Source organism: Paenibacillus sp. FSL K6-2441, from assembly GCF_037964765.1.
GTDB classification, from domain to species: domain Bacteria; phylum Bacillota; class Bacilli; order Paenibacillales; family Paenibacillaceae; genus Fontibacillus; species Fontibacillus phoenicis.
Map to the genome: position 1 here is coordinate 3,349,640 of NZ_CP150174.1, position 25,054 is coordinate 3,374,693.

Sequence of the window (25,054 nt, forward strand, 5' to 3'; positions counted from 1 at the left end):
ATAGAACAAGATGGAGAGTTGGGATATTTTTCTTGATGACGGAACATTTGTTTGGTATAATGAGGAAAAAGAGAACGAATGTGCGTAATTGTTGAGTTAGAGGGATTTAAATTGGAGGGATCGGACATGGAATTAGGTACGAGCATGGAGCTTCAATCTATCAGTAGCCGTTTTCAAAGTGAAGCCGACTGCATCGAGGCGATCATCGCTATGAAGTGGCCAAACGGATTTGTTTGCCCGCGCTGCGCTTATACCGAATGCACCCGCCTGTCCTCCCGACGACTTCCTTTGTTTGAGTGCAGAAGATGCGGCTATCAAGCCTCGCCTTTGGTCGGCACCATTTTTGAAAGAACCCATCTGCCTTTGGTGAAGTGGTTCCAAGCCATGGAGCTGTTTCTGCTTCCCGACGGCATCTCGGCGCTGCGGTTGAGTCAGGTAATCCAAGTTACCTACAAGACCGCTTGGCTCATGCTGCACAAAATCCGCCATACCCTCGGTGAATGTGATGCCCGGGAACTGCTCTCTGGAGAGGTAAAGGTGAACCGCGATCAGTATGGGACGGACACCAACCGCTTTCATCCAGCTTCTCAACCTTATGCCACCGCAGTCGTCGCCGGCTGCACGGTCACGGAGTCTGGTGAGCCCGAGCGGGTGAAGATCCAACTGATACCGCATAAAAGAGGAAGCGAGCAATGGGCTACCCGGCGCGATCTCGCGGAGTTCATCAACAAGCATGTAGACGTCCATACCTCAACCAAGCGGTGGTTCCCTTTCGTTCATCGGATGTATCTGCCCCTACGGAGAGTCGTGAGAGAAGCAAGGGACTCTATCAGGCGCACGTATGTCGCCTTGGGGATAACGCATTTGCAGGCGTATTTGAATGAGTACACCGTCCGCCGTTACCTGCGCATGACCTTTTCCGAGGAAGAAATGCGCCAGGACCTGCTGCAGATGTGCCTGTCCATTCCAGCGATCCCTTACCGCCAGTTAATCGCACATCACCAGAACCCGTCCATTGCAGCTGCAGCTTAATGCAAGGGCTGAACAACAGGCAAGGGATAAATCTGTATTCAAATCTATATTAAAATATGTGCTCGAATCTGTATTTGGATATGTATTGTAATATATATTCATGATACATGTATATAATCTATACCAATTTCTATTACCAAATACATATCCAAATATGCAACCACATCAATATCTACATCTGCACCTTCAACAATATCTATAACTATGCATACATTTATGCCTATGCCTATATCTATATCTATATCCATATCCATGTCCATGTCTATATCTTGCCTGTGTCTGTGTCTGTGTCTGTGTCTATGTCTATGTCTATCTTTACTTCTAATTCTGTTTCTAATTCTGTTTCTGTTTATGTTTCTACTTCCGTTTGTATTACTCTTTCTTTACTCTTTCAATTTTTGCTTACTGTTACTCTTTCTCTTTCTTCAACACCTGATGCAACGGGATAATCCTTCAAAAGGGGGGATCGGATAGACGACCTACCTCCGTAACCGTAAAAAACCGCTCACCCAGCCACTAGGCCAGGGAACGGTTCTTTACTACGACTGATCCAGTCTCTATTCTTCTTCCTTAAATACCGGCTGGATCGTCAACTCGAAATCGAACGACTTCTCGGCAAAACGGTAAGGCTCTGCCAGCTGCGGGCCGCAGGAGCCGGAACCGGCGCCGCTCATTTGGTAATCGAGCGTGACGATCGTTTCGGGGCGGCGCTTGAGTTCGTACGTATGTTGCGCTGCCGTCAGGTCCTCGGCGGTGTAATGCAAAGCCTGGAACGAGAACGGCTGTGCCGCTGTGAATTTCAGTCCCATGCCTTGAATGGTGGATGCGATTGCCCAATCCGTACCGTAGCGAGAACCGGTTTCCTGCGGCATGACGTAGTTCTCGAACATGTCGTCCACCGACAGCAAATACTTGCCTTTCCGTACGCTCGCCCGTTTGTCGATGTAGCTCTCATGCGGACCGTAGCCGTAATATTCGATCTCCTCGGTCCCCTTCGGCATCGTCAGCTCGAGACCAAAGCGCGGTAAGAAAGGAAGATTCTCGCGCGCTTCGGCATGAACCTTCAGTTGGATCTCGCCCGTGACCCCAACCGTCCATACGGCGCTGCCGCGCACGAACGGTTCGAAGGTGTAGCTGGCGAGCGAGAAGTCGACGATGATTTCGACCGAAGCGTCCGGCTTTTGCTCCCAGTGACTCCCGTACACCTTCATCGCGGCATGGTCGAGTCCTGCCGCTTCCCATTCCTTGCGGATGTGCATATCGTTATCCATCGGGGCCCGCCAGATGTTAAACCGGGCCTGACTAGCGAGCAACGGTACGCCGTGCTTCGACACCTGCTTCGGCATCCCTTTCTTCAGGTCAAAGACATGCTCGAAATCAAACCCACGCACCGTGAGCAAGCCGTCCTGTTCATCCGCCGTCATAAAGGTAGCGTATTCTTCACTTTTCCGTTGCTCTTGGGCCAACGCTGCCTTGGCCCCCGGCAATTCAAATTGATAAAAGGCGATTTCGTACCCTTCCTCCGCCCAAGGTGTGTCCAGCTGCTGCCGGACCGAGCAGGTTAAGGTGAGCGGTCCCGACCCCTCCTGCGCCAGCGTCAGATCATAGGGAAGAGAGAGAATCTCCGTCTCACCCGGTGCGGCGGCTAGCGGGCCTGACCGCCCTTGCTGCAGCACTTCTCCTTCCCGCTCCAGCTTCCAACTGACCGCCAGATGTGACAGGCTGCTAAAATCATAACGGTTCAGCACGCGGAACCGGCCTTGAACCGCATCCTCCGCCTCGATCAGCACCGGCGCAATAACCTGCTTTAATTCCAGCAGCCCAGTGTGCGGCCGGCGATCCGGGAAGACCAAGCCGTCGATACAGAAGTTCCCGTCGTTTGGCTGATCACCGAAATCGCCGCCATACGCATAATAACGTTGTCCGTCCGGCGTCTCCGCGGCAATGCCGTGATCGCACCATTCCCAGACACAGCCGCCCATCAGCTTCGGATAGCGATAAATCACGTTCCAGTAATCCTGCAAATCGCCCGGTCCGTTACCCATGGCATGGCTATACTCGCAGAGGAACAGCGGTTTGGAACTGTTCTCATCGAGCGCATACCGCTCGATCTCCTTTACCGAGGGGTACATGCGGCTGTCCATATCAAGGCAGGACGTATCCGAATCGCTGTAATACCGGGGATCCGCTCCTTCGTAATGCACCGGACGTGAGGCATCCCGCGCTTTCGTCCACTCCGCCATGGCTATATGGTTGGCCCCATATCCGGATTCATTACCCATGGACCAGATGATGACGGAGGCGTGGTTTTTGTCCCGCTCGACCATGCGAACAGCCCGTTCCACGAACGCTTCCTTCCAATCCGGGTTGTTCGACAGCTTATGGAAGACACCCGCTTCGAGCTCGCCCGTTCTGGTCACGCCATGGCACTCCAGATCCGCTTCATCAATGATGTAAAACCCGTATTCATCACAGAGATCGAGAAACTTCGGGTCATTCGGATAATGCGAGGTCCGGATCGTGTTAATGTTATGCCGCTTCATGAGCTTGAGGTCTGTAATCATATGGTTCACCGGAATCGTCTGCCCCAGCTCCGGATGGGAATCGTGGCGGTTAACCCCTTTCAGCTTCACGGCGCGGCCGTTAATGCGGAAGATGCCGCCTGTGATCTCCACCTTTTTGAAGCCGACCCGAAAGCGCAGCACTTCTTGACCGGCTGTCAAAACCAGCTCGTACAGCCGGGGTTGCTCAGCGTTCCACAGCTGTGGCTGCGGCACGTCCAGCTCAATCGCCCCTTTGCCGTCGATTTGTGCCTCATGACGTCCGATCAGCTTGCCCGCCGGATCCCGCAATTCCGCTTGCACCGTCAGGCTGCCCGTCGTTTCGATCTCCGACCGCAGCTTGCCTTCGGATAGGTCGGAAGGCAGCAGCGGTTGATTAAACACGTCACGGATGTGTGTATTATCTCGGGACAGCAAATAGACATCGCGATAAATTCCGGAAAACCGCCAGACATCCTGGTCCTCCAAATAAGTGCCGGCGCACCATTTCAACACCAGCACGGCGAGACGGTTGCGGCCTGCAGCTACAAACGGCGTGAGATCAAACTCCGCCGGAATCCGGCTGCCTTGGCTGTAACCAACGAAATGACCGTTCACCCACAAGTAAAAGCAAGCGTTCACCCCTTCAAATACGATCCGCGTCTGCCTCTTCATCCACGCTTCAGGCAAATTGAAATCCCTTACATATGTACCCGCAGGATTGTCGTCCGGCACAAACGGCGGATCGTAAGGAATCGGATAGTTGACGTTCGTATAATGTAACTGATCATAGCCGTTCGTTTGCCAGCAGGAAGGCACGATCAGATCGTCCCAAGCGCTCACATCCGTTTCCGTCTCAAAGAAATGGTTGTCTACCTCGCGAACGCTGCGATGATAGCGGAATTTCCAGCTTCCGTTTAACGTTTGATAATGCGGTGAGCGCCCGCGTTTTCCCGTTCGGGCTGTCTCGACGCTCCCATACGGAATATAGGAGGCGCGGGCCGGCAGCCGGCCGATGTGCAGACACGATAAATTTTCCCATTCACGGTTCAGTTCCACCTAATTCACACTCCCCAAACGATTTGCTCTCATTATAGAGGTGGGATATAATCGGGCGGAAGCCACAAATCGGACAAACCACCAGACAAAATGGACAAATTGGAGGAACTCCCCATGGACCTGCTTCCGCTCAGAAGTAATTTAACCCCTTCCCGCAACGAGCTTCTGCCGTTATCCGTTTATACGGTTGGTACGGAAATTCAGCCTCCGCTCACGCGGATGAAGGGATTCTCGGCGCATCAGCTGTTCTTGACGATCTCCGGGACAGGGCAGTTTCGCCGGCTTTATGTTAACAAGGACAAATGGGACATTCTTCGCCCCGGCCAATTACTCTACATCCCCGCCGGCTGCGCTCATGAATATATGCCTTACGGGGAGGAGCCCTGGTTCGTCGGGTATGTCACATTGCTGGAAAACTTCGGCGAGGTGCTAAGCCATTGGGGCTTTGGGGATGCACCTCGGCTGCTGCAGCTCTCGGACGTCTCGTTATTTACGGATCGCCTGCTTGCCATCTGGCAGCTGTCCGGCAACGAGCATGACCCTTGGCGAACGACCGAGCTGCTGTATTCGTTGTTTCTAGCCATCCTCAAGGATACGTCAGGCCAAACGAGCGTAGAGGCCGATTCAGGCGTCCCAGTGGTACCGCCCGCCGCTCCCCCCGCCTCATACCGGGCGTCGGTTGTAGATGTTGCGATTCGCTTCCTGCATGACCACTTGAATCGGCCGATCACCATCGCCGGGCTGGCAGGCCACGTCGGCTACTCGCAGAAGCAGCTGACCCGGCTCTTCCGGCAAGCAATGGGGTTAACGCCGCTGCAATACCTTCATCAGATCCGGCTGAAAACAGCCCGGCACCTATTGATGGATCATCCCGACATGACGATCCGTCAAGCCGCGGCTTATGTCGGCTTAGAGCCGGTTTATTTCGCCCGGCTTTACAAGCGCGAGTTCGGCCGGCTGCCGTCGGAGGAGCTTCGCGGAAGGGAACGCGGCTGATGACCGCTCCGGGCGCGAACCCCTTCCTATGGCGCGGAATGCAGCAGATGCTGGGCGATAAATTCTGGCCACGCCGCGCGCATTTCCGCGGTTTCCATATGACCGCCGCCGGTGATGACGGTTTGCCAATGGTTGGGCTTTCCAGCGGCTCCATAGGCTTCACGTAAGCCTTGATCAAGCAGCTGTACCCCTTCAAATGGGCATAACCGGTCGTTGCGGCCAACCAGGCTGAGACGGGGGCGGGGAACGATGAGCTTTTGAATATCGAGGGTCGTAAAATGCTTCAGCAGCCCGGGCACGTAGTAATAAAACCCGTGATGTTCCAGACCGCGCCGCGCAATCAATGTTTCTGCATCAACCTGCCCGCAGAGGTCAACGATGACGCCCACCCGTTCGTCGAGCGCTGCCAGCCACCACGCCATCAGCCCACCCATGGACATGCCGATCGTGCCGATACGCGAAGGATCGATGTCTTCCCGGGTACACAGATAGTCGATCAGCCGATAATTATCGTAAATCATCATGCCCCATAACGATCGTCCGGTCCACAACATTTCTTTTACAAGCTCGCCTTCGGTCTTGCCGCTGCGCTCATGAAAGCCCCACATATCGATGCTGCATACCGCGCAGCCTAGGCCGGTCAGCACCTTGGCAAAAGACGGTTCTTGAAGATAACCGCTGCTGCGAATCAACTCCTTGCGGCCGTTCCCGTAATTTCCGCCGTGGGAGTGATTAAACACGACAAGCGGGTAAGGTCCCTCCCCTTCCTGCGGCTTAGCGAAATATGCCGGTACCTGCTCCAGCCCGTTTAAATCCAGCAGCAAGGTCTCCAGCTCATATCCGTCCAACGCCTCCCGCTTTAATAACCGGGCGGAAACCGGTCTTTCAAAGGACGGCAACTCCCCAAGCGCCTCCCATAGCTTTGATCGCTGCTCCTCAACGTGCATATCCGCTCATCCTCTCCGTTTATTTTACCGATAATTATAGCGCTTACATTTAACTTGGGGCAAATTTTATTTTCACGTGTGCATTGCTTGTTTTTCTTGACTTTTTTAGATATCTGGGAATAGAATGAAAACGTGAAAAACTTGCGAATTCCTGCGGAAGTTGAGGTTCTATGATTACGATTAAAGACATTGCCCGCGTGGCCGGTGTGTCCCACACCACGGTGTCCCGGGCGTTAAACGGGAGCCCGCTGATTAAGCCGGAGACGCGGGCGAAAATCGAAAAAATCGCCGCCGAAATGAATTATGTTCCGAATGTCAGCGCCAAAAGTCTGGTGATGAAGAAGACGTATACGATCGGTTTGTTCTTCTCCAGCATCGATCAAGGCACGTCGGCCAGCTTCCTCGTGGATGCGATTAAGGGCATTCACCATGCGCTGGATGAAAACTACAGTCTTACTGTGCACGGGATCGACGGCATCCGCCATTTGGAGGGCATTTCGCCGCACCGCTTCGATGGTATCCTAGTCATGAGCCAAAGCGATGCCGACAATGCGTTTATTTACCATGTGAAGCAGGCGGGCATCCCGCTCGTTGTCCTAAACCGCTATCTGGACGATCCCGGCATCGTGAACGTCGTTGCCAATGATCGGGAAGGGGTGCGGGAAGCGATCAACTATGCGATCGCCCAAGGCCATCGGCGGCTGGCCATCATGGAAGGCAAAGCAGGCTTTCGGTCTGCGGCTGAACGGAAGCAAGGCTTCCTGGAAAGCTTACTCGCCCATGGTCTTGCCCTTCCCGCTGAATATCAAGTTGCCGGAGATTACAGCATCGACAGCGGGTACCGGATGATGAACGCGCTGCTGGATCTGAAGGAGCCGCCAACGCTGGTGTTTTGCGCGAACGACGATATGGCGATCGGGGCGATGAACGCCTGCTTCGCCCGGGGCGTGAACGTGCCCAATCAGGTGTCGCTGATCGGGTTCGACGATATCGTGTTCGCTGGTTACACGAATCCAGCCTTGACGACCATCCGCAAGCCGGTTGCTGATATCAGCGAACTGGGAACCCGCAAGCTGATCGAGCTGATGCAACCCCCGAGTACAGAATCATCGGATAAGGAACAACCAACAGAACCACCTGGCGAGACCCTGTTCGTCCCAACGACGCTGGTGATCCGTCAGTCCGTGGCCAAGATCTCTTGATTTGAACTGTAGCGCTGAATTATGCTTATCGTCTGCAAGCCGCTATGGGTTGCTTCTGTTAGCCGCTAAGGGTTCGCTTCGTCCCGCACTTCGACAGCTTCTCAAGCTTGTCCTGGTCCTTTCCGGCAAGCCAGGCAGCTCGCCATACTCCAAAATGTTCACGTGTGCAAATACCTAACTTCTCTTAATCTCCTATCAGCATCTAAAACAAGGAGGCGAAAAAACGATGGACACACCGCAATACCCGCTCTTATCCCGAACCTTATTTCCCGATTTGCCTGCCTACCCGGAACGGATGATCCAGTTCGGCGAAGGGAATTTCATGCGTGCCTTTACCGCCTGGCAGGTGCAGCAGATGAACAAGCAAGGCCGGTTTCAAGGCAGCGTGGTGATGATCAAGCCGCAGAGCAGCCCGGTATCCGAACATTATGCGAAGCAGGATCACCTTTACACGGTTCTTATTAACGGGATCGCGGAGCAGCAAGTGGTCAACGAACACGAGATCAATCACTCCGTCAGCCGGCTGATCAGTCCTTACACCGATTATGAGCAATTTCTCGCTCTAGCGGAGCAAGATTCGCTGGAGTTCATCACCTCGAACACTACCGAGGCCGGCATCGCCTACAACCCGGAGGACCGCCTCACGGACGCGCCGCAGCGGAGCTTTCCCGGCAAGCTGACCGCCCTGCTCTACCGCCGCTATCAGCTGGGCAAAGCGGGATTTACGATCATCCCCTGTGAACTGATCGACCGCAACGGCGAGAAGCTGCGCGAGATCGTGCTGCGCTACGCCGCCGAATGGGATCTTGGCGATGGGTTCATTCAATGGCTTGAACGGGAAAACACCTTTTGCTGCAGCCTCGTGGACCGGATCGTCCCCGGATTTCCGCAGCAGAAAGCGGGGCAGCTGGAACAACAGCTTGGCTACCAAGACCGCTTGATGGTGACCGCCGAGCCTTACCTGCTGTGGGTCATCGAAGGCCCGGCCTGGCTGCCTGAACGGCTGCCGCTGTCCGAGGCGGGATTAAACGTCATCTTCACCGAGGACCTGCGTCCGTACCGCGAGCAGAAGGTTCATCTGCTGAACGGCCCCCACACGGCGATGGCCGCGTTGGGCTTACTCGCCGGTCTGACAACGGTCGAGGATGTGATGAACGACGAGGATTTGTCTGTGTTCGTTAGGGAGCTGATGGAGCAGGAGATCGTTCCGATGCTTGATTTGCCCAGATCCGGGCTGTTGTCTTATGCCGAGGCCGTGCGGGAACGCTTTATGAACCCGTTCATCCGACACGAGCTGGCTTCGATCTCGCTAAACAGCATCGCCAAATTCCAGACCCGGCTGCTGCCTGTGCTCCTTCGCTACCAGCGGGAACGGGGCGAATTGCCGAAGCGGATCACGCTAGCCTTCGCCGCCTTGCTGGTCGGTTATCGGGGCGACCGGCTTGCGCGGAAGGACAGCCCGGAGGTGCTGGCCCTCTTTGATCAGGCGTGGTCGCAGCCCGCTGAAGCGATTCCGGCCCTGTTACGGGAAACGAAGCTGTGGGGAGAAGACTTATCCAGCGTTCCCGAACTGGCCGACACCCTGGAGCAATATGTCCGGAAGCTGGACGCTTTTGGCGCCCGAGCGACATTACAATGGTTGGGAGGCGGCAGTCGATGCGACGATTAATGAAAATGAACCCGCGCGACAACGTAGCGGTGGCTTTGCGGCCAATCGCAGCTGGTGAAGATCTCCAGCTTGACAAGAAGTCCGTTCGAGCGGTGCAGGACATTCCCCAAGGCCATAAAATCGCACTCACCGCCATTCCCGCCGGTTCGTCCGTCACGAAATACGGCTATCCGATTGGCCATGCCATAACCGCGATCGCTCCAGGCGAGTGGGTGCATACGCATAACGTAAAAACGAACCTCGCCGGTGAGAAACAATACGAATATCATCCGAACCTGCACCCGGTCATTTATCCGAAGCGTTCCCTAACCTTTCAGGGATACCGTCGGGCCAACGGAAAAACCGGCATACGCAACGATCTGTACATCGTGCCTACCGTCGGCTGTGTGAACGGGATTGCGGAGCAAATGATCCGCGCCTTTAAAGCGGAGCACCCGGATCTTGGCCCCTTCGACAACATTACCGTGTTGAAGCACCCCTACGGCTGCTCGCAGCTTGGGGAAGATCATCTCATGACGCGCAGCATTCTCGCAGACGCCGTGCTTCACCCCAATGCAGGCGGCGTTCTCGTGTTTGGACTGGGCTGCGAGAATAACGTCGTATCCGAGTTCCGGGAGCGGCTAGGCGATTACGACGAGCAACGCGTCAAATTTCTTGTAGCTCAGGAGGTCGAGGATGAGCTGGAGGCTGGCCTGGCGCTGCTGGAAGAACTGGTTGAGGCGGCGCGCAACGACCGCCGGGAGCCGGTGCCGCTCAGCGAGCTGAACGTTGGGCTTAAGTGCGGCGGCTCGGACGGTTTCTCCGGCATTACGGCCAACCCGCTGCTCGGCGCTTTTTCCGATTTTCTCATTTCGCAGGGCGGCTCTACGATTCTAACAGAAGTTCCCGAGATGTTTGGGGCCGAGCAGATGCTGATGGCCCGCGCGGAGAGTCAAGAGGTGTTCGAGCAAATTGTTGCTCTCATCAACGATTTTAAGCAATATTTCCTGTCCTACGGCGAGCCTGTCTATGAAAATCCCTCGCCCGGCAATAAAGCCGGCGGCATTAGTACGCTGGAGGACAAATCGCTGGGCTGCACGCAAAAAGCCGGGACCGCCCCGGTGGTCGACGTCCTGAAATACGGCGAGAAGCTGCGCAAGAAAGGCCTTAGCCTGCTGCAGGCACCAGGAAATGACCTGGTCGCCTCCTCTGCGCTGGCCGCCGCCGACTGCCAGCTAGTCCTTTTCACGACCGGCCGCGGGACGCCGTTTGGCAGCTTCGTCCCTACCGTCAAGGTCGCCACGAACAACGAACTGTTCGCCCGGAAACAGCACTGGATGGACTTCAACGCCGGGGTCTTGCTGGATACGCCGATGGAAGAAGTGCTGGAGCAGTTTATCCATTACGTTATCGCGGTAGCCAGCGGTCAACCCACCCGGAACGAGCAGAACGAGGTCCGCGAGCTGGCTATTTTCAAAACGGGGGTCACATTGTAAGCGAATCACGCCAAAAAGCCATTGCCCAGACGTTAACGTCCAGGCAATGGCTTTTTTAGGATGGCGATACCGTCTCCTCATGGCGACGACGGTGCCGCGCTTGACGAACAGTAACAAGCAGGAGAACTAAGGAACCGAACACCAACGCAAGACAGAGGACGAAAACCATCCGATAACCGTCTGCGCCGGCTATGAACGCGCCGCCTGCTGCAGTACCGAACATCATGCCAAGATTACGCGACAACGCGAGTAAACTGCTGATTAACCCCAAGTGACCAGGATCCACGCGGCCCATCACCAGGCTCGTATTGGGCGAAGTGATCATCCCCATGGATGCACCCAGCAAAACAATCAATGTAATTAATAGAAACATCGGATACGAGGAGGAAAGAAAACCTAAAGCAACTAACGTCCCGGACATCGCCAACAATCCGGCCGTCAACAGAGGCAAGGAACCGTGCTTGTCCGACAAACTGCCAAATAACGGGGAGGCGACGATCAACGCCAGCGGATAACCCATCATCATCAATCCGGCCATCGCCGGCGGAGTGCTAAGCTCATGGCGAAGAAACACCGGCAATACGAGTTGCGCCGAAAACGCGGCCATATACGTAACGATGGTGATCCAGAGCCCGGTATTCGTCGCAGCATCGCCGAGCAGCTTGAGATCGATGAAGGGGGAGTCGCTGGTGGAGAGACTCCACATCACAAACCCGGCGGCACAACCCGCAAACAACAGCAGCAACACGACCACAGGCAGAGATCCCCATCCCCATTCCGAGCTTAGATGAATCGCTGTGACAAGGCCGGTTAACGAAGTCCCAAACAGCAGAGCTCCGGTTACATCGATGTGCCCTTGCTCCTCCGGCTGATCCTTCGGAATAAACCGCTGGGCCATCATCCAAGCCACTAACGCGGTACCGGCCAGCAGCCAGAAGCATGCCTCCCAAGATATCCATTGAATCAGTACACCGCCCAGGCTGGGGCCGATCATCGAACCGGCGGCCACGAAGGTGCTGATCATCCCTAAGGCTCTCCCTCTCTTTTCAGGAGGAAACAGAGAAACGATCAGCGCCATGTTCGTCGCCTGATACATCGAAGCGCCAAGGCCTTGCACGATACGGAAGGCAATCAGCCAGCCCAGTGACGGGGCAAGCGCGCAGCCAAGCGCCCCTAACGCGAAACCGAGATAACCCAGATTATGCACGGACCGCCGTCCCCGGATATCCCCGAGTTTCCCCATCACCGGCAGGAGTACGGAAATGACCAGCAGATAAGCCGTAACAACCCATTGCGCGGAGGCAAGACCGATCTGATAATCTCTAGCGATATCAACCAGCGCGATGTTGAACATACCGGCGGAACAGTTAGATAAAAAGGCTCCCGTACAAATGATATATTGAACCAGTGTACGGTATTTGCCGTTCATGCCCATGCCTGCACCTGCTTTACACTTGTGTCATTGTCATTGGGTTCACGGTCGTCTTCCAAGCCCGTTCCCACAAGGAAATCACTTCCCGGGTGTCCGTGACCTCACCGAAATATCCTTCGATATTTTTGATCGTCATTTCATGAGCTTGATTGGAATAAGAGGCGCAAGCATCGCGAAGCAGCACGATGTGATAATCCAGCATAAAACCGTCCCGGGCCGTCGATTCCACGCACACATTGGTGCTGACACCGGTCATGATCAGCGTTTCGATCTTCTGGCTCCGCAGGATCGAATCGAGCCGGGTATTCACAAAAGCGCTGTATCGGTGTTTGTTCACGACAACCTCACCCGGCTCGGGGGCAACTTCGTAGAAATCCGCCCCCCAGGTGCCCTTCCGGCATACCGCCATCGATTTTCCGTTAGATCGTTCTTTCCAAGCTTCGGAATCGGTCGCTTCTTCATGAAAGGTCTGGATAAACATCACCGGTACCCCGAATTCTCTGGCCGCCGCCAGCAAGCGATGTAAATTCGGCATCATGTCGGCCACGGCACCAACGTCATTACCCGCTTGGGCTAAAGCTCCCTCCGGGTGACAGTAATCATTTTGAACATCTACCACCACGATGGCTGTCCGGCTGTTCATTAGCTTCTGCTCTAAATTCACTTCGCTTCACCTTCCCTTTCCTTACTTGGATGAATTAACGAACTGCATGTCGACCAATTGGTCATAGGAGTAATCGCCCGTATAAATCCCGGTTTTGATCAGCACGTCCATGTCTTGTTTCACTGCGGCTTCCGTAATGAACCCATCCCTGCTCCATAGGCTGTCCGCATAGGCGCGGTCAAGGGAGGCCTGAATCGCATCATCGGATAACGTAGGGAACTCGGCTTTCATGTTTTTCATCGCTAGTTCTTTATCCTCTTGAACCACCTTCAGCGCCTCAATAATAGCGTCGGTGAACAACTGCACCGTTTCCGGATCTTTATCGATCGTCGATTGTTTCACGCTGAGCACGGAATAGGAGAAATCGCCGAAGTCATGGAATTTATAAAAGGGTTCGCCCCAGACGTCCTTGGAGATCCCGTCGCTAATTTGCGGCTCCGCCCCATTGCCGATATCTGCCGCTCCCTGCTGCACCATCGTCACGACCGTCGAGGCATCCGCCGGCTCAAGCAGAGTGACATCTTTCTCCGGATCCAGTCCCAAGTAGATCAGCAAATAACGGATCAGCAAATTAGGAGTACCGCCATGACGTCCGGCGTTGATCTTCTTCCCCTTAAAGAACTCCTTCAAATCCGCCTCTGAACTGCCGGCCGGAGCCAGCCCCTTCTTGGCTACCAAGTAGACGTTGGCTCGGTTAACGACGTTGACGATCGACACGATGGGATCGGAATTTTTCTTGTTTGCCAGCGCATTGGACTCTGTTCCACCGATGACGCCCCATGCGTCCCCGCTAACCACCGCCGTGACGTGAGCGCCGCCGGCAGCCTGAATCACTTCTACATCCAATCCCCGTTTCTTAAAGTAACCTTCCCGCTGAGCCAAATAGAGCGGAAGATATCCCGTGGAATGAACCGGTTCGGCGATGACGATCTTTTTGAGCTCTGTGCTCCCCTCTGCCGCTTCCGCCGTTGGCTCGCTTTTCCCTCCGCATCCTGCAAGTAAGCTGCCCGTCAAAGCCAATCCCAATAATAACGGTAACAGTCTGCTCTTTCTCATCCAACTTCCCCCTCATGAACATTTTCTAATTCCGGTTGACTGACAGGTTTCCCGCTACTTGACGCCGAAACCTTTGGACAACCCTCTTTCCAAGAGTACAACTCCCCAATACATGGCCATGGATAGCACAGACAAAACCACTACGCCAACCCACACGAGATTGATGTCAAGAATCGTCCCCGCATACATGATCATGCGTCCAACGCCTTGGCTGGAGGCGATGAATTCACCGACGATGGCCCCGGCAAGCGCCAGAGCAATGTTGATACGCAAGCTGCTGATGATCCAAGGCATCGACCATGGAATGACGACTTTGGTAAACACCTGCCAGCGTTTGGCCCCAAGCGAATACATCAGCTTCTCCATGTCCGGGTCCACGCTCTTCACCCCGCTGTAGGCGGACAAGGCAGATACCACAACCGTCATGGAAAAAGCCAGCGCCACTTTGGAGAAGAAGCCGATTCCCAGCAAAATGACGAGGACAGGCGCAAGAGCCAGCTTGGGCATCGCGTTTAATATAATCAAGTAAGGTTCGCTAATGCCGGCATAGCTCCGTGACCACCAGAAGGACAAGCCCAACAAAGCTCCGCATAATGTGCCGAACACAAAGCCCAGCACGGTTGAGCCTGATGTATAGGCGATATCCCCCAGCAGCCCGCCCTCTGCCACTTGCAGCCAGGTCGTTTGCCATATCGCGCTCGGGCTGCTCCAATAATAAGAATCCAGCCAACCGATCCGGGTAAACACCTCCCAGATGATGAACAGCAGAACCCCTACGGCCACCCTTCCCCAGCCGATCCTGCGGGCTTTCTTCCGCTCCGCTGCCTCCTCGTCATAAATCAGCGGTGCTGAATTTGAGGCAGACGGGGGCTTCAGCTTTTTTTCGGCTACCGTTACCGCCGCATCGGTGGATAGAGAATGGATCACAAAGGTCGATTTACGCACAGTTTCTTCCACACTTCATCCCTCCTAGATCGTTATTTTTTTATCCAAACGGTCAAAGCGCGAGTTCTTCCTCCGCATGTCCCGCCGATAACTGGTCAAGCAAGAGATGTTTCAGTTCCATAAAATCCGGGGACGTCATATCCTCCGTTTTGCGCGGGCGCTCCATCGTGACCGTGATTTTCGTTTTGACCCGGCCCGGCCGCGAAGAGAAGACATAAATATCGTCTGACAAGTAAATTGCTTCATCGATGTCGTGGGTGACGAACAACACCGTTTTTCCAAAGTCGGTCCAAATTTGCAACAGCCAATTTTGCATCGTTAGCCGGGTCTGTGCATCAAGCGCGCCAAACGGCTCGTCCAGTAAGATGATGTCGCGGTCGTAAAGCAACGTTCTCAGCAGCGCAGCCCGTTGCCGCATACCTCCCGACAATTCCTTGGGATAATGCTTATCAAAACCTTTGAGTCCATACTTCTCCATCAGGGGCAAAGCTCGATCCACCGCTTCCTTTCTAGGGACGCCGCGAATTTCCATCCCCAGAATGATGTTGTCTAGAATCGTCCGCCACGGCAGCAACATATCCTTTTGCAGCATGTAACCGACATATCCCGTCTTCCCCACGATATTCTCCCCGTCCGCAAGCACCTCTCCGGTAGAGGGTGGAATGAGTCCGGCAATGATGTTGAACAAGGTAGACTTGCCGCAACCGCTTGGGCCAATGATGCTGACAAACCTTCCCGCTTCAATCTTCAGGCTCGTTTCTTGCATGGCCGGGATATCTCGGCCGTTCCGGCGAAACCATTTACTAACTCCGTTAATCTCGATTTTGGGTTGCATGCTCCACGCCTCCACTCCTTGAAATTTTCATTTTTTGATATAAAAAAATCGCCAGTCAAAACCCATAGCGCCTCCTAACAATAGCGCTGCGAGTCCAAACTGACGATTGGTCGGCTCTTTCGATTAGCGAAGTTCCGACGACTCCTTCAGATAATCCTCCACGTCGCGATCCAAGACAACGATCGTACCGGAAAATTCGGTCTCTGCATCGTAATCTTTGAGTACGGCGACGATATTCAGTTGAAATTGCCGTTCGAGGGCTGCCTTAATCTCCCGCTTGAACACCTGAAACAACAAGTAATCCAGCTGCCTCGTGGATTGAGGATAAGCCTCATCCAATAGCTTTAAGACAGGCACTCGCCCGTTCAAAGAAATAATCACAATTTTGTTGCCGACGAAATCTACTTTTTGCTGTTTTACACCCACGTTAAAGATTTGCTTATTTATCGCGTTGTAAATCCTCAAAATGTCCTGCTTCCATTCGCCAGCGGTTGAGATGGCCATACTCACACCCTCCTTCATGTTAGGTATTCTATCATAACTCTTGGGTGTGATTGATTAAACTATTATTCTTGTGATTAATTATAGGCGTTCAAAAGGGATTGTCAATACATTTACGTCAAAAAAAATAACATCCATCCACTCGGATGTGATGTTATTTTACATGAGAGCTATATTTAAACGTATGGCTTAGGATGAAATGTGTCAAATTACCCGGTGAGCAAAGCCAACCTGTCAATTTGCTGGTACAACCGCTCCGCTTCGTCCGCCAAGCTGGGTTGATTCAGCCGAATTGACATCGCAAGCAGCCGGTCAGCTTTCTGCTTGAGCTGCTTAATCTCCATCATGACCGCTTCTTGATCCATCCCCGGAAAACGTTTCACGAGCGTTACTCCTTTCACCACATTTTCAAAAAACATCCATATCCCCTTTCTCCAATTTACTCCAATTTGCAGTAGTGGCCATTTCACAGAGTTTTGAAATAGGGGCATTTTTTCGCAAACTTGATCTGAATCAAGAAGAAAGGAGCAACTCGATGCTAACATAGGAGACAAGGAGCAGGGATTCCGGCGATCAAACCGGAGAAACCCAGCCAAACGATCCGGTCCACGCGACCGTTACAAGGAGGAAATCATCAAGATGGAAAAATTAGCATTAGCCCAGCTTCAGGACTTCCAAGCCGAGAAATTCTCCAAACGGATCGCCTTCAAAAAAGGCGAAAGCGTCGTGTTCGTGCTGAACTTTATGCCGGGCCAAGAGCTGCCAACCCACACGCATCCGAATACGGACGTATTTATTCTAGCCCTGCAAGGCAGCGGGTCGATCACGGTGGACGGAGCAACCTCGCCGCTGAATCAGGGTGAAGCACTGCATCTGGAAGGAGCGGAAGCCTTTTCCTACCGGAATGACGGAACGGAGCCCGCCAGCCTGTACGTTGTCTTAACCAAAGTTCCCGCACCAGAGTACGCGCAGAATATTTAAGACGCTAATTCTAATCGCGAAAAACAGACCGAAGGCAGGATCCCACATCCGCCCCGGTCTGTTTTTATTTACTTCTTGAGCAAATCTCCCAGCGAAACGGTATATCCATTGGAGACATTCTTCTTGTTCTTGAGCAGACGGATCTGCACCTTCACGCCGTCCATATCATACGGTCCGTCCCATGTTAGCCGAATCTGTCCATTTTCCTTTACCGCTCGCACATGCTCAACCTCTCCTGGTGGGGTGTGGTCACGAGGCGGCTCAGGCGTAACAGGCGGTGCCGTAAATACGGCGGGATCGCCAACGTAAACTTATCCAGGTTAAACAGCCAATCCGAGCCTTTGAAGTACAGGAAAACGATATGCTTGCCGCGTACCGGAGCGGTGACCTCCGCCGAGAACACCTTAAACTCCTGCCAGCCGCCGGTTCCCGTAACCTTCTCCATTTTCGGATTGTTTTCCTTACCCGAAAGCTAGCACATGGCAATTTCCAGACCACATAAACTGAGCACGAATTCAACAAACATGGCGTTGGACCAGGAGAACCATTCCCGCGTATACTCCGATGGATTATCCTTGTGAAACCCTTCATGCACCAGATTCGTTCCGGCATCGGTCCGCTCGAACATATCCAGAATCTCCAGCTTTTCCGATTCCTCCAGCGCGGTGATTCCCTGAATGGACAAGGCGATGTGCCAAATGTAGTCTGGCGGAGTGTGCGGGCTGCCGATGCCTTTGGCATACGTTCCTTCATAGTAGTAAGGGTTGCGGCGGCTCAGAATCATCCGGCGCGTGTTGAGATAGATCGGATCGTCTTTGCTGCAGTAATCGAGATAAGGCAGCGACAACAGGCTGGGCACGTTGGCATCGTCCATCAGATTCACGCCGCCAAGCCCGTCAACCTCGTACGCGTACACCTTCCCGAACTCCGCATCCTCGATGATGGCGTATTTTTCAATCCCCTGCCGAATGTCCTCTCGCAGCGCACGTACCTCATCGGCGAAAGCGTCATCTCCGAAAAACCGCTCATTGATCTCCAGCAAATAACCCAACACCACGATGGCAAAAAGGTTCGACGGAACGAGATAGCCGTATTTGCAGGCATCGTCGCTGGGGCGGAAGCCCGACCAGGTCATCCCCGTATAGCCGACCGGTCCCGGAAGCCGATCTGTTTCCCCGCTGTTTTCCCGGACGAACGTGTATTTTGACAGTTCCTCATGCCGCTGCTCAGTCCGCCAGGTTTGCAAAATCAACTCGGCCGCTTGCTTAAATTCCGGCGTGAAGTGGCGGGTTTCCCCGGTATTTTTCCAATAAAGATAGGCTAACTGCAGAGGATAACATAACGAATCCACCTCGTATTTACGTTCCCAAATCCAGCCGGACATCTCAGTCAAATCCGTCTGATGGCCGCGGAAATTCTCAAATTCGTTAAACGCGTTGGCATACGGGTCCCGCAGGATCGATTGGTATTGCGTTCTCAACACGCCCTCGATAATCTCGCGCAAGCCGGCATCCTGCGCCGCCGGGATCAGATACGGCCGAAGCTGGTTCACGGAATCGCGCAACCACATGGCCGGGATATCGCCGGTCAGCATAAACACCGTCCCGTCGTCGTGGCGATGGATGGTGGTTTCCAGCGTATTTTCATAACACCGTTTGAACATCTCCACGATTTTCGGGCGATGCTTCATTTTCGTCTCCACCAAGACAATAATATCGGATTGAGTCAGTTGCTCAGTCATGGTTAATCTCCTCCGTGTTGTCTCGTAGTCGTTGTGCTTATTGTGCTCGTTATGCTCGTTATGCCGTACGTTCGCTTCCGGCGGTTCTGTATGACATGTTCCTCACTTTCGCGCCTCCAGCCTTGCCGCCGCTTCCAGCAGCATCAAGCCGCTCAACTGGACGCTGAGCTGAACCGGCAAGGTCGGCGGCTCCTTCCAAGAAGGGCCGCACAGCGCCAGGTTCTCAAGCAGCCCGCTGGATCGAAGAGTCTCCGCATTGGCGAAAATAACCTCCCGCACGCGTGGACACTCTGGGTCGATCTCCAAGAGACGGTCGAGGTAGCGAATGAGGATGCCTTTGAATAACCCGGTATCGTCGATGCCTTCCGCGGGAAGCAGGCAAATATCAGGCTCGCACAGCTCCTCGAAGCAGGCGGCTGCGGTGCGCCTTGCATCCTCCAAGTAGGCTGATTCGCCGGTGTAGAAGTATAATTCCGCTCCCGCGCCAATAAAGACGCCCTGGCAATAGGTGAACCGCCAGTCCTTGTCGATTGTTCCGTCCCCAGTGCGGTTCATGCCATCCCAAACAAAGCCGGTCGCAGGGTCAACCAGATGCGCTTTGTTCCAATCGTATATCCGTTTGGCCCAAGCGAGATCGTCAGGCCGACCGAACAAGCCGTAAAGATGGGCGGCAAGAATCGCAGCAGGCGCATTGGCTGGGGTATTTTTGTAATCCAGTTGATCCTTCTTCCACGCCATCCCCCCGCCGCAATGCTCATTCCAAGCCGTTTGGATGTCCGCCCACAGCTCTTGGACCTTCTCCTCATACCACGCCTCACCGGTCGCCCGGTAAGCCCGCAGCAGCGCCAGCGCCGTCCACTCCATGTCGTCGTAATAATTATGCGTGAACGTCCCGCCGTTATAACGCTCCAGACTGCGGCAGAACTGCCTCATCCGATCGGGCAGCGCCGGGTCGCCGGTCCGCTCGTAGGCATCCACCAGCACGTCGAGGACATGGGCTTGCCACCAGTAGTAGAAATTTTCGCCGGCCCGGCCCGCCGTACGCGGATACCACTGGTCCAGGATGCCGGTCTGCTCATTCCCGTAGCAGTCGAACAGGTCGCGGTGCATGCGGTCCGCCAGTTGGGCCCAGCCTAGCTCGCGGCGATCCATCACGGCATCTCCCCTTGGGGCGCAGCATCCGACGTTAGCTCCGAGGCCGCCTGATCCGCACCCGTTTCAAGCGCTGCCGCCGCCTCCATCAGCATCACGCCGCTTAGCTGCGAGCTGAGGGACACGGCCCCCTCCGGTGCTGGACCACAGCTCCAATCCGTGCCGAACCGCGGTTGCTGCGGAGCGGCCAGCCGGCTCCAGGCGCGTTCCGCCTGAAGGGCGACGTACTCGGCAATCTCGGGATGGTCCGGGGCCGCCTGAGCCAACTGCACCAAGTAGCGGATCAGGATGCCTTTGAACAGTCCGGCATCGCCGTCCCCTTCCTCCGGCAGCAGGCCGGTCTCGCTGGAGGTAAACTCCTGGAGGACGACGCGGAACGTGCGAAGCGCCGCCTCCAGATAAGCCGTATCGCCGCTTACCCGGTACATCTCCACCGAAGCTCCAATAAAGACGCCCTGGCAATAAGTGAACCGCCAATCCTTGTCGATCGTCCCATCCCCGGTACGGTTCATACCGTCCCACACCAACCCGGTGGCCGGGTCGATAAGGTTCGCCGCCTGCCACTCATAGATCCGCTGCGCCCAAGCCCAATCGTCCGGATCGCCAAACGCTTGGTACAACCGGGCCGCCAGGATGATGGCAGGGGCGTTGGCCGGGGTGTTTTTATAGTCGAGCTGCGATTTCTGCCAGGCGATCCCGCCGCCCATTTGCTCGTTCCATCCGGTTTGGATGTCCTGCCACAGCAGCTGGGAGACCTCCTTGTAGCGCGGTTCGCCCGTGGCTTGATAGGCGCGCAGCCAAGCGAGCGCCATCCACTCCATATCGTCGTACAGCTCATTGGGCCATGCGCCGCCGTTGCGCTGAAGCAGTCCGTCGTACAGCTGCTCCAGCCGCTGGGCATATCGCCGGTCCCCCGTGCGCCGCAGTCCGTCGACCAGCACATCCACCGCATGCGCCATCCACCAGTAATGAAAAATCTCGTTGCATGCCCCGTTTTCGCAAGGCGTTTGAATATTGTACATTTGGATCTTTTCGTTCCAGAATAATTCGTCCAGCGCCGTCTGAGCCAAGTCGGCCCGTTGCTGCGTGATTTCAGTTTCCTTCGTGGTGGTCTTCATATGATCTCTCCCCTCTGTCCTAGCCCTTGATTCCACTAAACGCGATCCCCTGGATAAAATACCGCTGCAGCAGCAGGAACAGCACCAGGATCGGCAGGATCGCCACCAGCGCCCCCGCCATCATCGGCCCATAGTCCGTCTGATAATTGTATGAAAAAGCCTGCAGCCCCATCTGAATCGTCGCCTTCGACGGATCGTTCAGGACGATCATCGGCCAGAGGAAGCCGTTCCAGCCGGCCTGGAACGTAAAGATCCCGAGTGTAGCCAGCGCCGGCTTGGTCAGCGGCAAGTAAATGCGCCAGAAGATTTTGAATTCACCGCAGCCTTCGATCCGCGCCATCTCCATCATGTCATTGGGCAGGGTCAGAAAGAACTGTCGCATGAAAAATACCGCAAACGTCCCGGATGCCCCCGGCAAAATAATACCCCAAAACGAGTTCATCAGCCCGTACCCCCCGCTGCCGAACAAGTCGTTGCCGCCTGCCAGCGGGATATGGCGCAGCACGTAAACGCTGGGGATCATCGTCACGATCCCCGGCACCATCATGGAGACAAGCAGGATGCGGAAGAACGGCTGGTTCATCCGGAATTTCAGCTTGGCAAACGCAAAGCCGCTCAGCGAACCGAAGAACAGGTTACATAACACCCCAGCTGCCGCAAGAATAAAGGAATTCCAGAAATAAAGGCCAAAAGGCACGGTCGTAAACGCGTTGTAATAATGCTCGAACGTCAGGTTCGCCGTAAACCATTTAATCGGCAGGGTGAACATGTCTTCGTCTTGTTTAAACGAGGTCAGCACGCTCCAATAAAAGGGCAAAAACATAATGACCGCGATGATGCTGCCAACCGTATAAAACAGTACATTCGCTAATCGCTTCTGCATGGGTACACCGATTTGTGGACGCCGGGTACCGACGCCCGTTTTTATCGTCTCTGGATTTGTCATACGATCGGCTCCTCCGCTTTGGTGATTTTCATGCTAATGATTGAAAATACTAGGATCACCATCGCCAGCACAAACGCCTGCGCCGAGGCATACCCCATCTGCAATTGGTTAAAGCCCTGCTGATAGATCAGGTAGACCGGAGTTTTGGTGACGTTCGCCGGTCCGCCCTGCGTTAAGACAAACGCCTGGTCAAACAGCTGCAAGGCGCCGATGATGGACATGACACTGACCAGGAACGTCGTTGGGCGAAGCTGCGGCCAAGTGATGTAGCGGAAGCAGGCAAACCGCGACGCCCCGTCCAGCCGGGCCGATTCGTACAGATAGTCCGGCACGCCTTGAAGGCCGGCCAAATAGATGATCATGTTGGAGCCAACCGACTGCCAAAGCGTCATGACGATGATCGACAGCATGGCCGTCTCCGTTTGCGACACCCAAGCCGGGCCGGTGATGCCAAGGTATGCGAGCAGTCCGTTAATCATCCCGTATTCGGGATGCAGCATCCAGATCCATACGGTGGCCGCCGCGACGGCCGAGGTCAAGGTCGGCAGGTAATAAAACGTGCGGAACAGCTTGACCCCGCGTATCTTTTTGTTAAGCAGCATCGCAAACAGCAAGGAGATCAACAAATTCAGCGGTACAAAAACGATCGCGTAATAGAACACGTTTAAAAAGGTCTGCCAAAGCAGCGCATCGTCGATCAGGCGGCGGTAATTGTCCAGCCCAACCCAATCGTTGCTGCTCAGCACGTCATAGTTGGTGAAGCTGAGGTACAGGGCCATCACGACGGGGATGACCATGAATACGGCAAATAGCAGCATAGTTGGTGTAATGAACAGATAGGCCATTCGGGCCTGATGCCGTTCGAGCTTATTGACGGATGCCATTCTTTGTTCCCCTTTCAGAGGCCGGTTTTTACTTCACGACCGCATTTTCCGCAAGCAGTTTGTCGCCTTGCTCTTGGGCTTTTTTCAACGTCTCGTCGATCGATTGCTTGTTCTGAAGCAGCAGTTGCAGATTCGGAATCAGCGCGTTCTCCTCCATGACGGAGTATCCCGGATGTGTCGGACGCGTCTTTGCAAATTCCAACGTTTCCGTAAACGGCTTCCACAATGGATCTTCACTAAAGAACGGATCCTCAAGCGCCGGTTTAAAGCCTGGCAGGTTCAAGCTCGTTTTTGCCCACAGCAAAGCGTTGTCCTTGTTCGCCGTCCACCATTTGATGAACTCCCACGCCTCATCCGGGTGCTTGGAGCCTTGCGGGATGACAAGCCCGAAGCCGCCCATCACACTGCCTTTATCGCCATTCGGACCTGCCGGCGGCGGTACGATGCCGTATTCCAGATCCTTGCCATATTTGTTGTAGGTGCTCATCATCCAAGGTCCGGTGTACAGCATAGCCACTTTCCCTGTAACAAACGCGTCGGTACCTTCGCCAAGCCCTTGTTCGAAGCCGACCTTATAAACTTTGTCCTCGTTCAGCAAGCGCTGCCAAAACTCCAGAACCTGTTTGCCTTTTTCATTGTTGAAGTTGGTCTTGCCATCCTCGCTGAGCATTTGCCCGCCGGCTTGCTGCAGATACATGTTAAACAGCCCCGGATCGGCCATGGAGAAGCCTGCGGTTTCAAGCTTGCTGCCGTTCCATTTCGTCAGCGTCTTGGCTGCCTGCTCCAATTCATCCCACGTCGTTGGCGCCTCCAGCCCTGCATCGGCAAACATCTTCTTGTTGTAGAACAACGCGCGGGCATCCACTGTTAACGGCAGACCGTACAATTTATCGTTATTGGTCAGTTCCTTTAAGGACTCCTCGTAAAAATCTTCTTTATTCACCCCGTCGCGCTCCATATAGTCGTCAATGGGGCGAAGCACGTTTTTCGGAGCGTACAGCGAGGTTCTCCAGCGGTCCCAGAACAAAATATCCGGCGCACCGCCGCTCGTCGCAGCCGTCAGGAATTTCGTGACCATATCCTGCTGAAGCACGTATTTGACTTCGATCTTGTCCTGCGACTTGTTGAAGGCGTCAACCATCGTCTCAAACTGCTTCTGCCCTTCGCCGCCCCAGTCGCCCCAGAACGTCAGCTTCACTTTCTCGGTATTGCCGCCACCTCCGGTGTCACCACTACCCCCGCTGCCGCCGCCGTTTCCAGCACTGCCGCCGTTACCGCCCCCTCCACAAGCAGCCAGCATCGCACCAAACAGGACGGTCACCAGCATCACGAACACCCACTTTTTCATTTGTAAACCTCCCCTTTTCATTTCGAATAACATAGTAATTAAAGCGCTTTCAATAAGGATAGTATATTGGTATCATATCATTATGTCAATAAGCAAAAATATCGATGTTGGTTGGTATATAAAGGTATGCCAAATGACCCCCTTCAACATTTGGAGAGTACAAAAATGGCTTTCCTGTAGAAATGTCATTAATGGGGAAGGGCCTTGATCGAGAAAGTCCGTAATTAGAAAGGTCCGTAAACGGAAGACAACATCCTGCCGTAAATGACCGCACCACCAAAAGTGGCGCCTAAATGTAAAAGTACAGTTGATTTTAGAGAAAGCGTCGCTTTGGGACCCTTCAACTGTAAAAGTACAGTTAAAATCCGCCTAATTCTCCCTTTTCCACTAAATCACCTTAAACTAACTGCACTTTTATATTCCAAGGCCGGTAAAAACGAAAAAATGCCGAAGTTGAACTGCACTTTTGCAGTTGAGCTTCGGCATGTATGAGTTGAGGCGGGGCAACTTGAATCCACCGTAGGGTATTTG

Annotated in this window: 24 protein-coding genes; 6 read left to right on the plus strand and 18 right to left on the minus strand. The window is 54.2% G+C overall.

Annotation, left to right across the window (positions count from 1 at the left end):
* Positions 1 to 126 precede the first annotated feature (126 nt).
* Entirely contained in the window at positions 127 to 1,032 is a 906-nt protein-coding gene (locus NSQ80_RS15415; RefSeq protein ID WP_339299767.1) for an IS1595 family transposase, read from the plus strand.
* A gap of 98 nt (positions 1,033 to 1,130) precedes the next feature.
* On the opposite strand, the gene NSQ80_RS15420 is transcribed toward NSQ80_RS15415, so the two are convergent.
* Positions 1,131 to 1,292, minus strand: a complete 162-nt coding sequence (locus tag NSQ80_RS15420; RefSeq protein WP_339299769.1) for a hypothetical protein — start codon at positions 1,290 to 1,292, stop codon at positions 1,131 to 1,133.
* A 297-nt stretch (positions 1,293 to 1,589) separates the two neighbouring features.
* Positions 1,590 to 4,631: a glycoside hydrolase family 2 TIM barrel-domain containing protein gene (locus NSQ80_RS15425; protein WP_339299771.1), complete on the minus strand. Its 3,042-nt coding sequence runs from the start codon at positions 4,629 to 4,631 to the stop codon at positions 1,590 to 1,592.
* Between the two features lie 114 nt (positions 4,632 to 4,745).
* On the opposite strand from NSQ80_RS15425, the gene NSQ80_RS15430 reads away from it, so the two are divergent.
* Positions 4,746 to 5,627, plus strand: a complete 882-nt coding sequence (locus NSQ80_RS15430) for an AraC family transcriptional regulator (RefSeq protein WP_339299773.1) — start codon at positions 4,746 to 4,748, stop codon at positions 5,625 to 5,627.
* Between the two features lie 26 nt (positions 5,628 to 5,653).
* Here NSQ80_RS15430 and NSQ80_RS15435 read toward each other — a convergent pair whose 3' ends face one another.
* Complete coding sequence (locus NSQ80_RS15435; RefSeq protein WP_339299775.1) at positions 5,654 to 6,574, minus strand: acetylxylan esterase; 921 nt, start codon at positions 6,572 to 6,574, stop codon at positions 5,654 to 5,656.
* A 170-nt stretch (positions 6,575 to 6,744) separates the two neighbouring features.
* Here NSQ80_RS15435 and NSQ80_RS15440 point away from each other — a divergent pair, with 170 nt between their 5' ends.
* From NSQ80_RS15440 to NSQ80_RS15450, 3 genes are all read left to right on the plus strand, one after another.
* Entirely contained in the window at positions 6,745 to 7,776 is a 1,032-nt protein-coding gene (locus NSQ80_RS15440) for a LacI family DNA-binding transcriptional regulator (RefSeq protein ID WP_009224328.1), read from the plus strand.
* Positions 7,777 to 8,002: 226 nt separating this feature from the next.
* Positions 8,003 to 9,445, plus strand: coding sequence for a tagaturonate reductase (locus NSQ80_RS15445; RefSeq protein WP_339299778.1), 1,443 nt, complete (start codon positions 8,003 to 8,005; stop codon positions 9,443 to 9,445).
* Complete coding sequence (locus tag NSQ80_RS15450) at positions 9,433 to 10,920, plus strand: altronate dehydratase family protein (RefSeq protein ID WP_339299780.1); 1,488 nt, start codon at positions 9,433 to 9,435, stop codon at positions 10,918 to 10,920. The genes NSQ80_RS15445 and NSQ80_RS15450 overlap by 13 nt, the downstream gene beginning before the upstream one ends.
* 55 nt (positions 10,921 to 10,975) lie before the next feature.
* On the opposite strand, the gene NSQ80_RS15455 is transcribed toward NSQ80_RS15450, so the two are convergent.
* The 7 genes from NSQ80_RS15455 to NSQ80_RS15485 form a co-directional block, all read right to left on the minus strand.
* A complete protein-coding gene (locus NSQ80_RS15455) occupies positions 10,976 to 12,355 on the minus strand; it encodes an MFS transporter (RefSeq protein ID WP_339299782.1) in 1,380 nt (459 codons plus the stop codon).
* A gap of 13 nt (positions 12,356 to 12,368) precedes the next feature.
* Positions 12,369 to 12,995, minus strand: coding sequence for a cysteine hydrolase (locus NSQ80_RS15460; protein ID WP_036644808.1), 627 nt, complete (start codon positions 12,993 to 12,995; stop codon positions 12,369 to 12,371).
* Between the two features lie 42 nt (positions 12,996 to 13,037).
* Positions 13,038 to 14,072, minus strand: coding sequence for an ABC transporter substrate-binding protein (locus NSQ80_RS15465; protein ID WP_339299784.1), 1,035 nt, complete (start codon positions 14,070 to 14,072; stop codon positions 13,038 to 13,040).
* A gap of 54 nt (positions 14,073 to 14,126) precedes the next feature.
* Entirely contained in the window at positions 14,127 to 14,915 is a 789-nt protein-coding gene (locus NSQ80_RS15470; RefSeq protein WP_232282260.1) for an ABC transporter permease, read from the minus strand.
* Between the two features lie 154 nt (positions 14,916 to 15,069).
* Positions 15,070 to 15,852 carry an ABC transporter ATP-binding protein gene (locus NSQ80_RS15475; protein ID WP_016311240.1) on the minus strand — a complete coding sequence of 261 codons (783 nt, stop codon included), beginning with the start codon at positions 15,850 to 15,852 and terminating at the stop codon, positions 15,070 to 15,072.
* Between the two features lie 123 nt (positions 15,853 to 15,975).
* On the minus strand, positions 15,976 to 16,356 hold the full coding sequence (locus NSQ80_RS15480; protein ID WP_260070246.1) for a DUF2294 domain-containing protein: 381 nt from the start codon (positions 16,354 to 16,356) through the stop codon (positions 15,976 to 15,978).
* Between the two features lie 206 nt (positions 16,357 to 16,562).
* Complete coding sequence (locus NSQ80_RS15485) at positions 16,563 to 16,736, minus strand: hypothetical protein (protein ID WP_157268794.1); 174 nt, start codon at positions 16,734 to 16,736, stop codon at positions 16,563 to 16,565.
* A 256-nt stretch (positions 16,737 to 16,992) separates the two neighbouring features.
* Here NSQ80_RS15485 and NSQ80_RS15490 point away from each other — a divergent pair, with 256 nt between their 5' ends.
* A complete protein-coding gene (locus tag NSQ80_RS15490) occupies positions 16,993 to 17,334 on the plus strand; it encodes a cupin domain-containing protein (protein ID WP_323077299.1) in 342 nt (113 codons plus the stop codon).
* Between the two features lie 68 nt (positions 17,335 to 17,402).
* Here NSQ80_RS15490 and NSQ80_RS15495 read toward each other — a convergent pair whose 3' ends face one another.
* The 8 genes from NSQ80_RS15495 to NSQ80_RS15530 all read right to left on the minus strand — a co-directional run bounded on the left by NSQ80_RS15495 (position 17,403) and on the right by NSQ80_RS15530 (position 24,523).
* Positions 17,403 to 17,555 carry a hypothetical protein gene (locus tag NSQ80_RS15495; RefSeq protein ID WP_009224339.1) on the minus strand — a complete coding sequence of 51 codons (153 nt, stop codon included), beginning with the start codon at positions 17,553 to 17,555 and terminating at the stop codon, positions 17,403 to 17,405.
* Positions 17,543 to 17,779 (minus strand): carbohydrate-binding protein, encoded by a 237-nt coding sequence (locus NSQ80_RS15500; RefSeq protein WP_339299791.1) that lies wholly within the window; start codon positions 17,777 to 17,779, stop codon positions 17,543 to 17,545. The genes NSQ80_RS15495 and NSQ80_RS15500 overlap by 13 nt, the downstream gene beginning before the upstream one ends.
* 27 nt (positions 17,780 to 17,806) lie before the next feature.
* Positions 17,807 to 19,075 (minus strand): glycoside hydrolase family 125 protein, encoded by a 1,269-nt coding sequence (locus NSQ80_RS15505; RefSeq protein ID WP_339299793.1) that lies wholly within the window; start codon positions 19,073 to 19,075, stop codon positions 17,807 to 17,809.
* A gap of 102 nt (positions 19,076 to 19,177) precedes the next feature.
* Positions 19,178 to 20,227 (minus strand): glycoside hydrolase family 76 protein, encoded by a 1,050-nt coding sequence (locus NSQ80_RS15510; protein ID WP_339299795.1) that lies wholly within the window; start codon positions 20,225 to 20,227, stop codon positions 19,178 to 19,180.
* A complete protein-coding gene (locus NSQ80_RS15515) occupies positions 20,227 to 21,345 on the minus strand; it encodes a glycoside hydrolase family 76 protein (protein ID WP_339299797.1) in 1,119 nt (372 codons plus the stop codon). The genes NSQ80_RS15510 and NSQ80_RS15515 overlap by 1 nt, the downstream gene beginning before the upstream one ends.
* Before the next feature lie 19 nt (positions 21,346 to 21,364).
* Positions 21,365 to 22,228, minus strand: a complete 864-nt coding sequence (locus NSQ80_RS15520; RefSeq protein WP_260070257.1) for a carbohydrate ABC transporter permease — start codon at positions 22,226 to 22,228, stop codon at positions 21,365 to 21,367.
* 59 nt (positions 22,229 to 22,287) lie between these two features.
* Complete coding sequence (locus NSQ80_RS15525; protein ID WP_036644696.1) at positions 22,288 to 23,175, minus strand: sugar ABC transporter permease; 888 nt, start codon at positions 23,173 to 23,175, stop codon at positions 22,288 to 22,290.
* A 28-nt stretch (positions 23,176 to 23,203) separates the two neighbouring features.
* The gene (locus NSQ80_RS15530) at positions 23,204 to 24,523 is read right to left on the minus strand and encodes an ABC transporter substrate-binding protein (RefSeq protein WP_009224346.1); all 1,320 of its coding nucleotides are present in this window, start codon (positions 24,521 to 24,523) and stop codon (positions 23,204 to 23,206) included.
* Between the last annotated feature and the right edge of the window lie 531 nt (positions 24,524 to 25,054).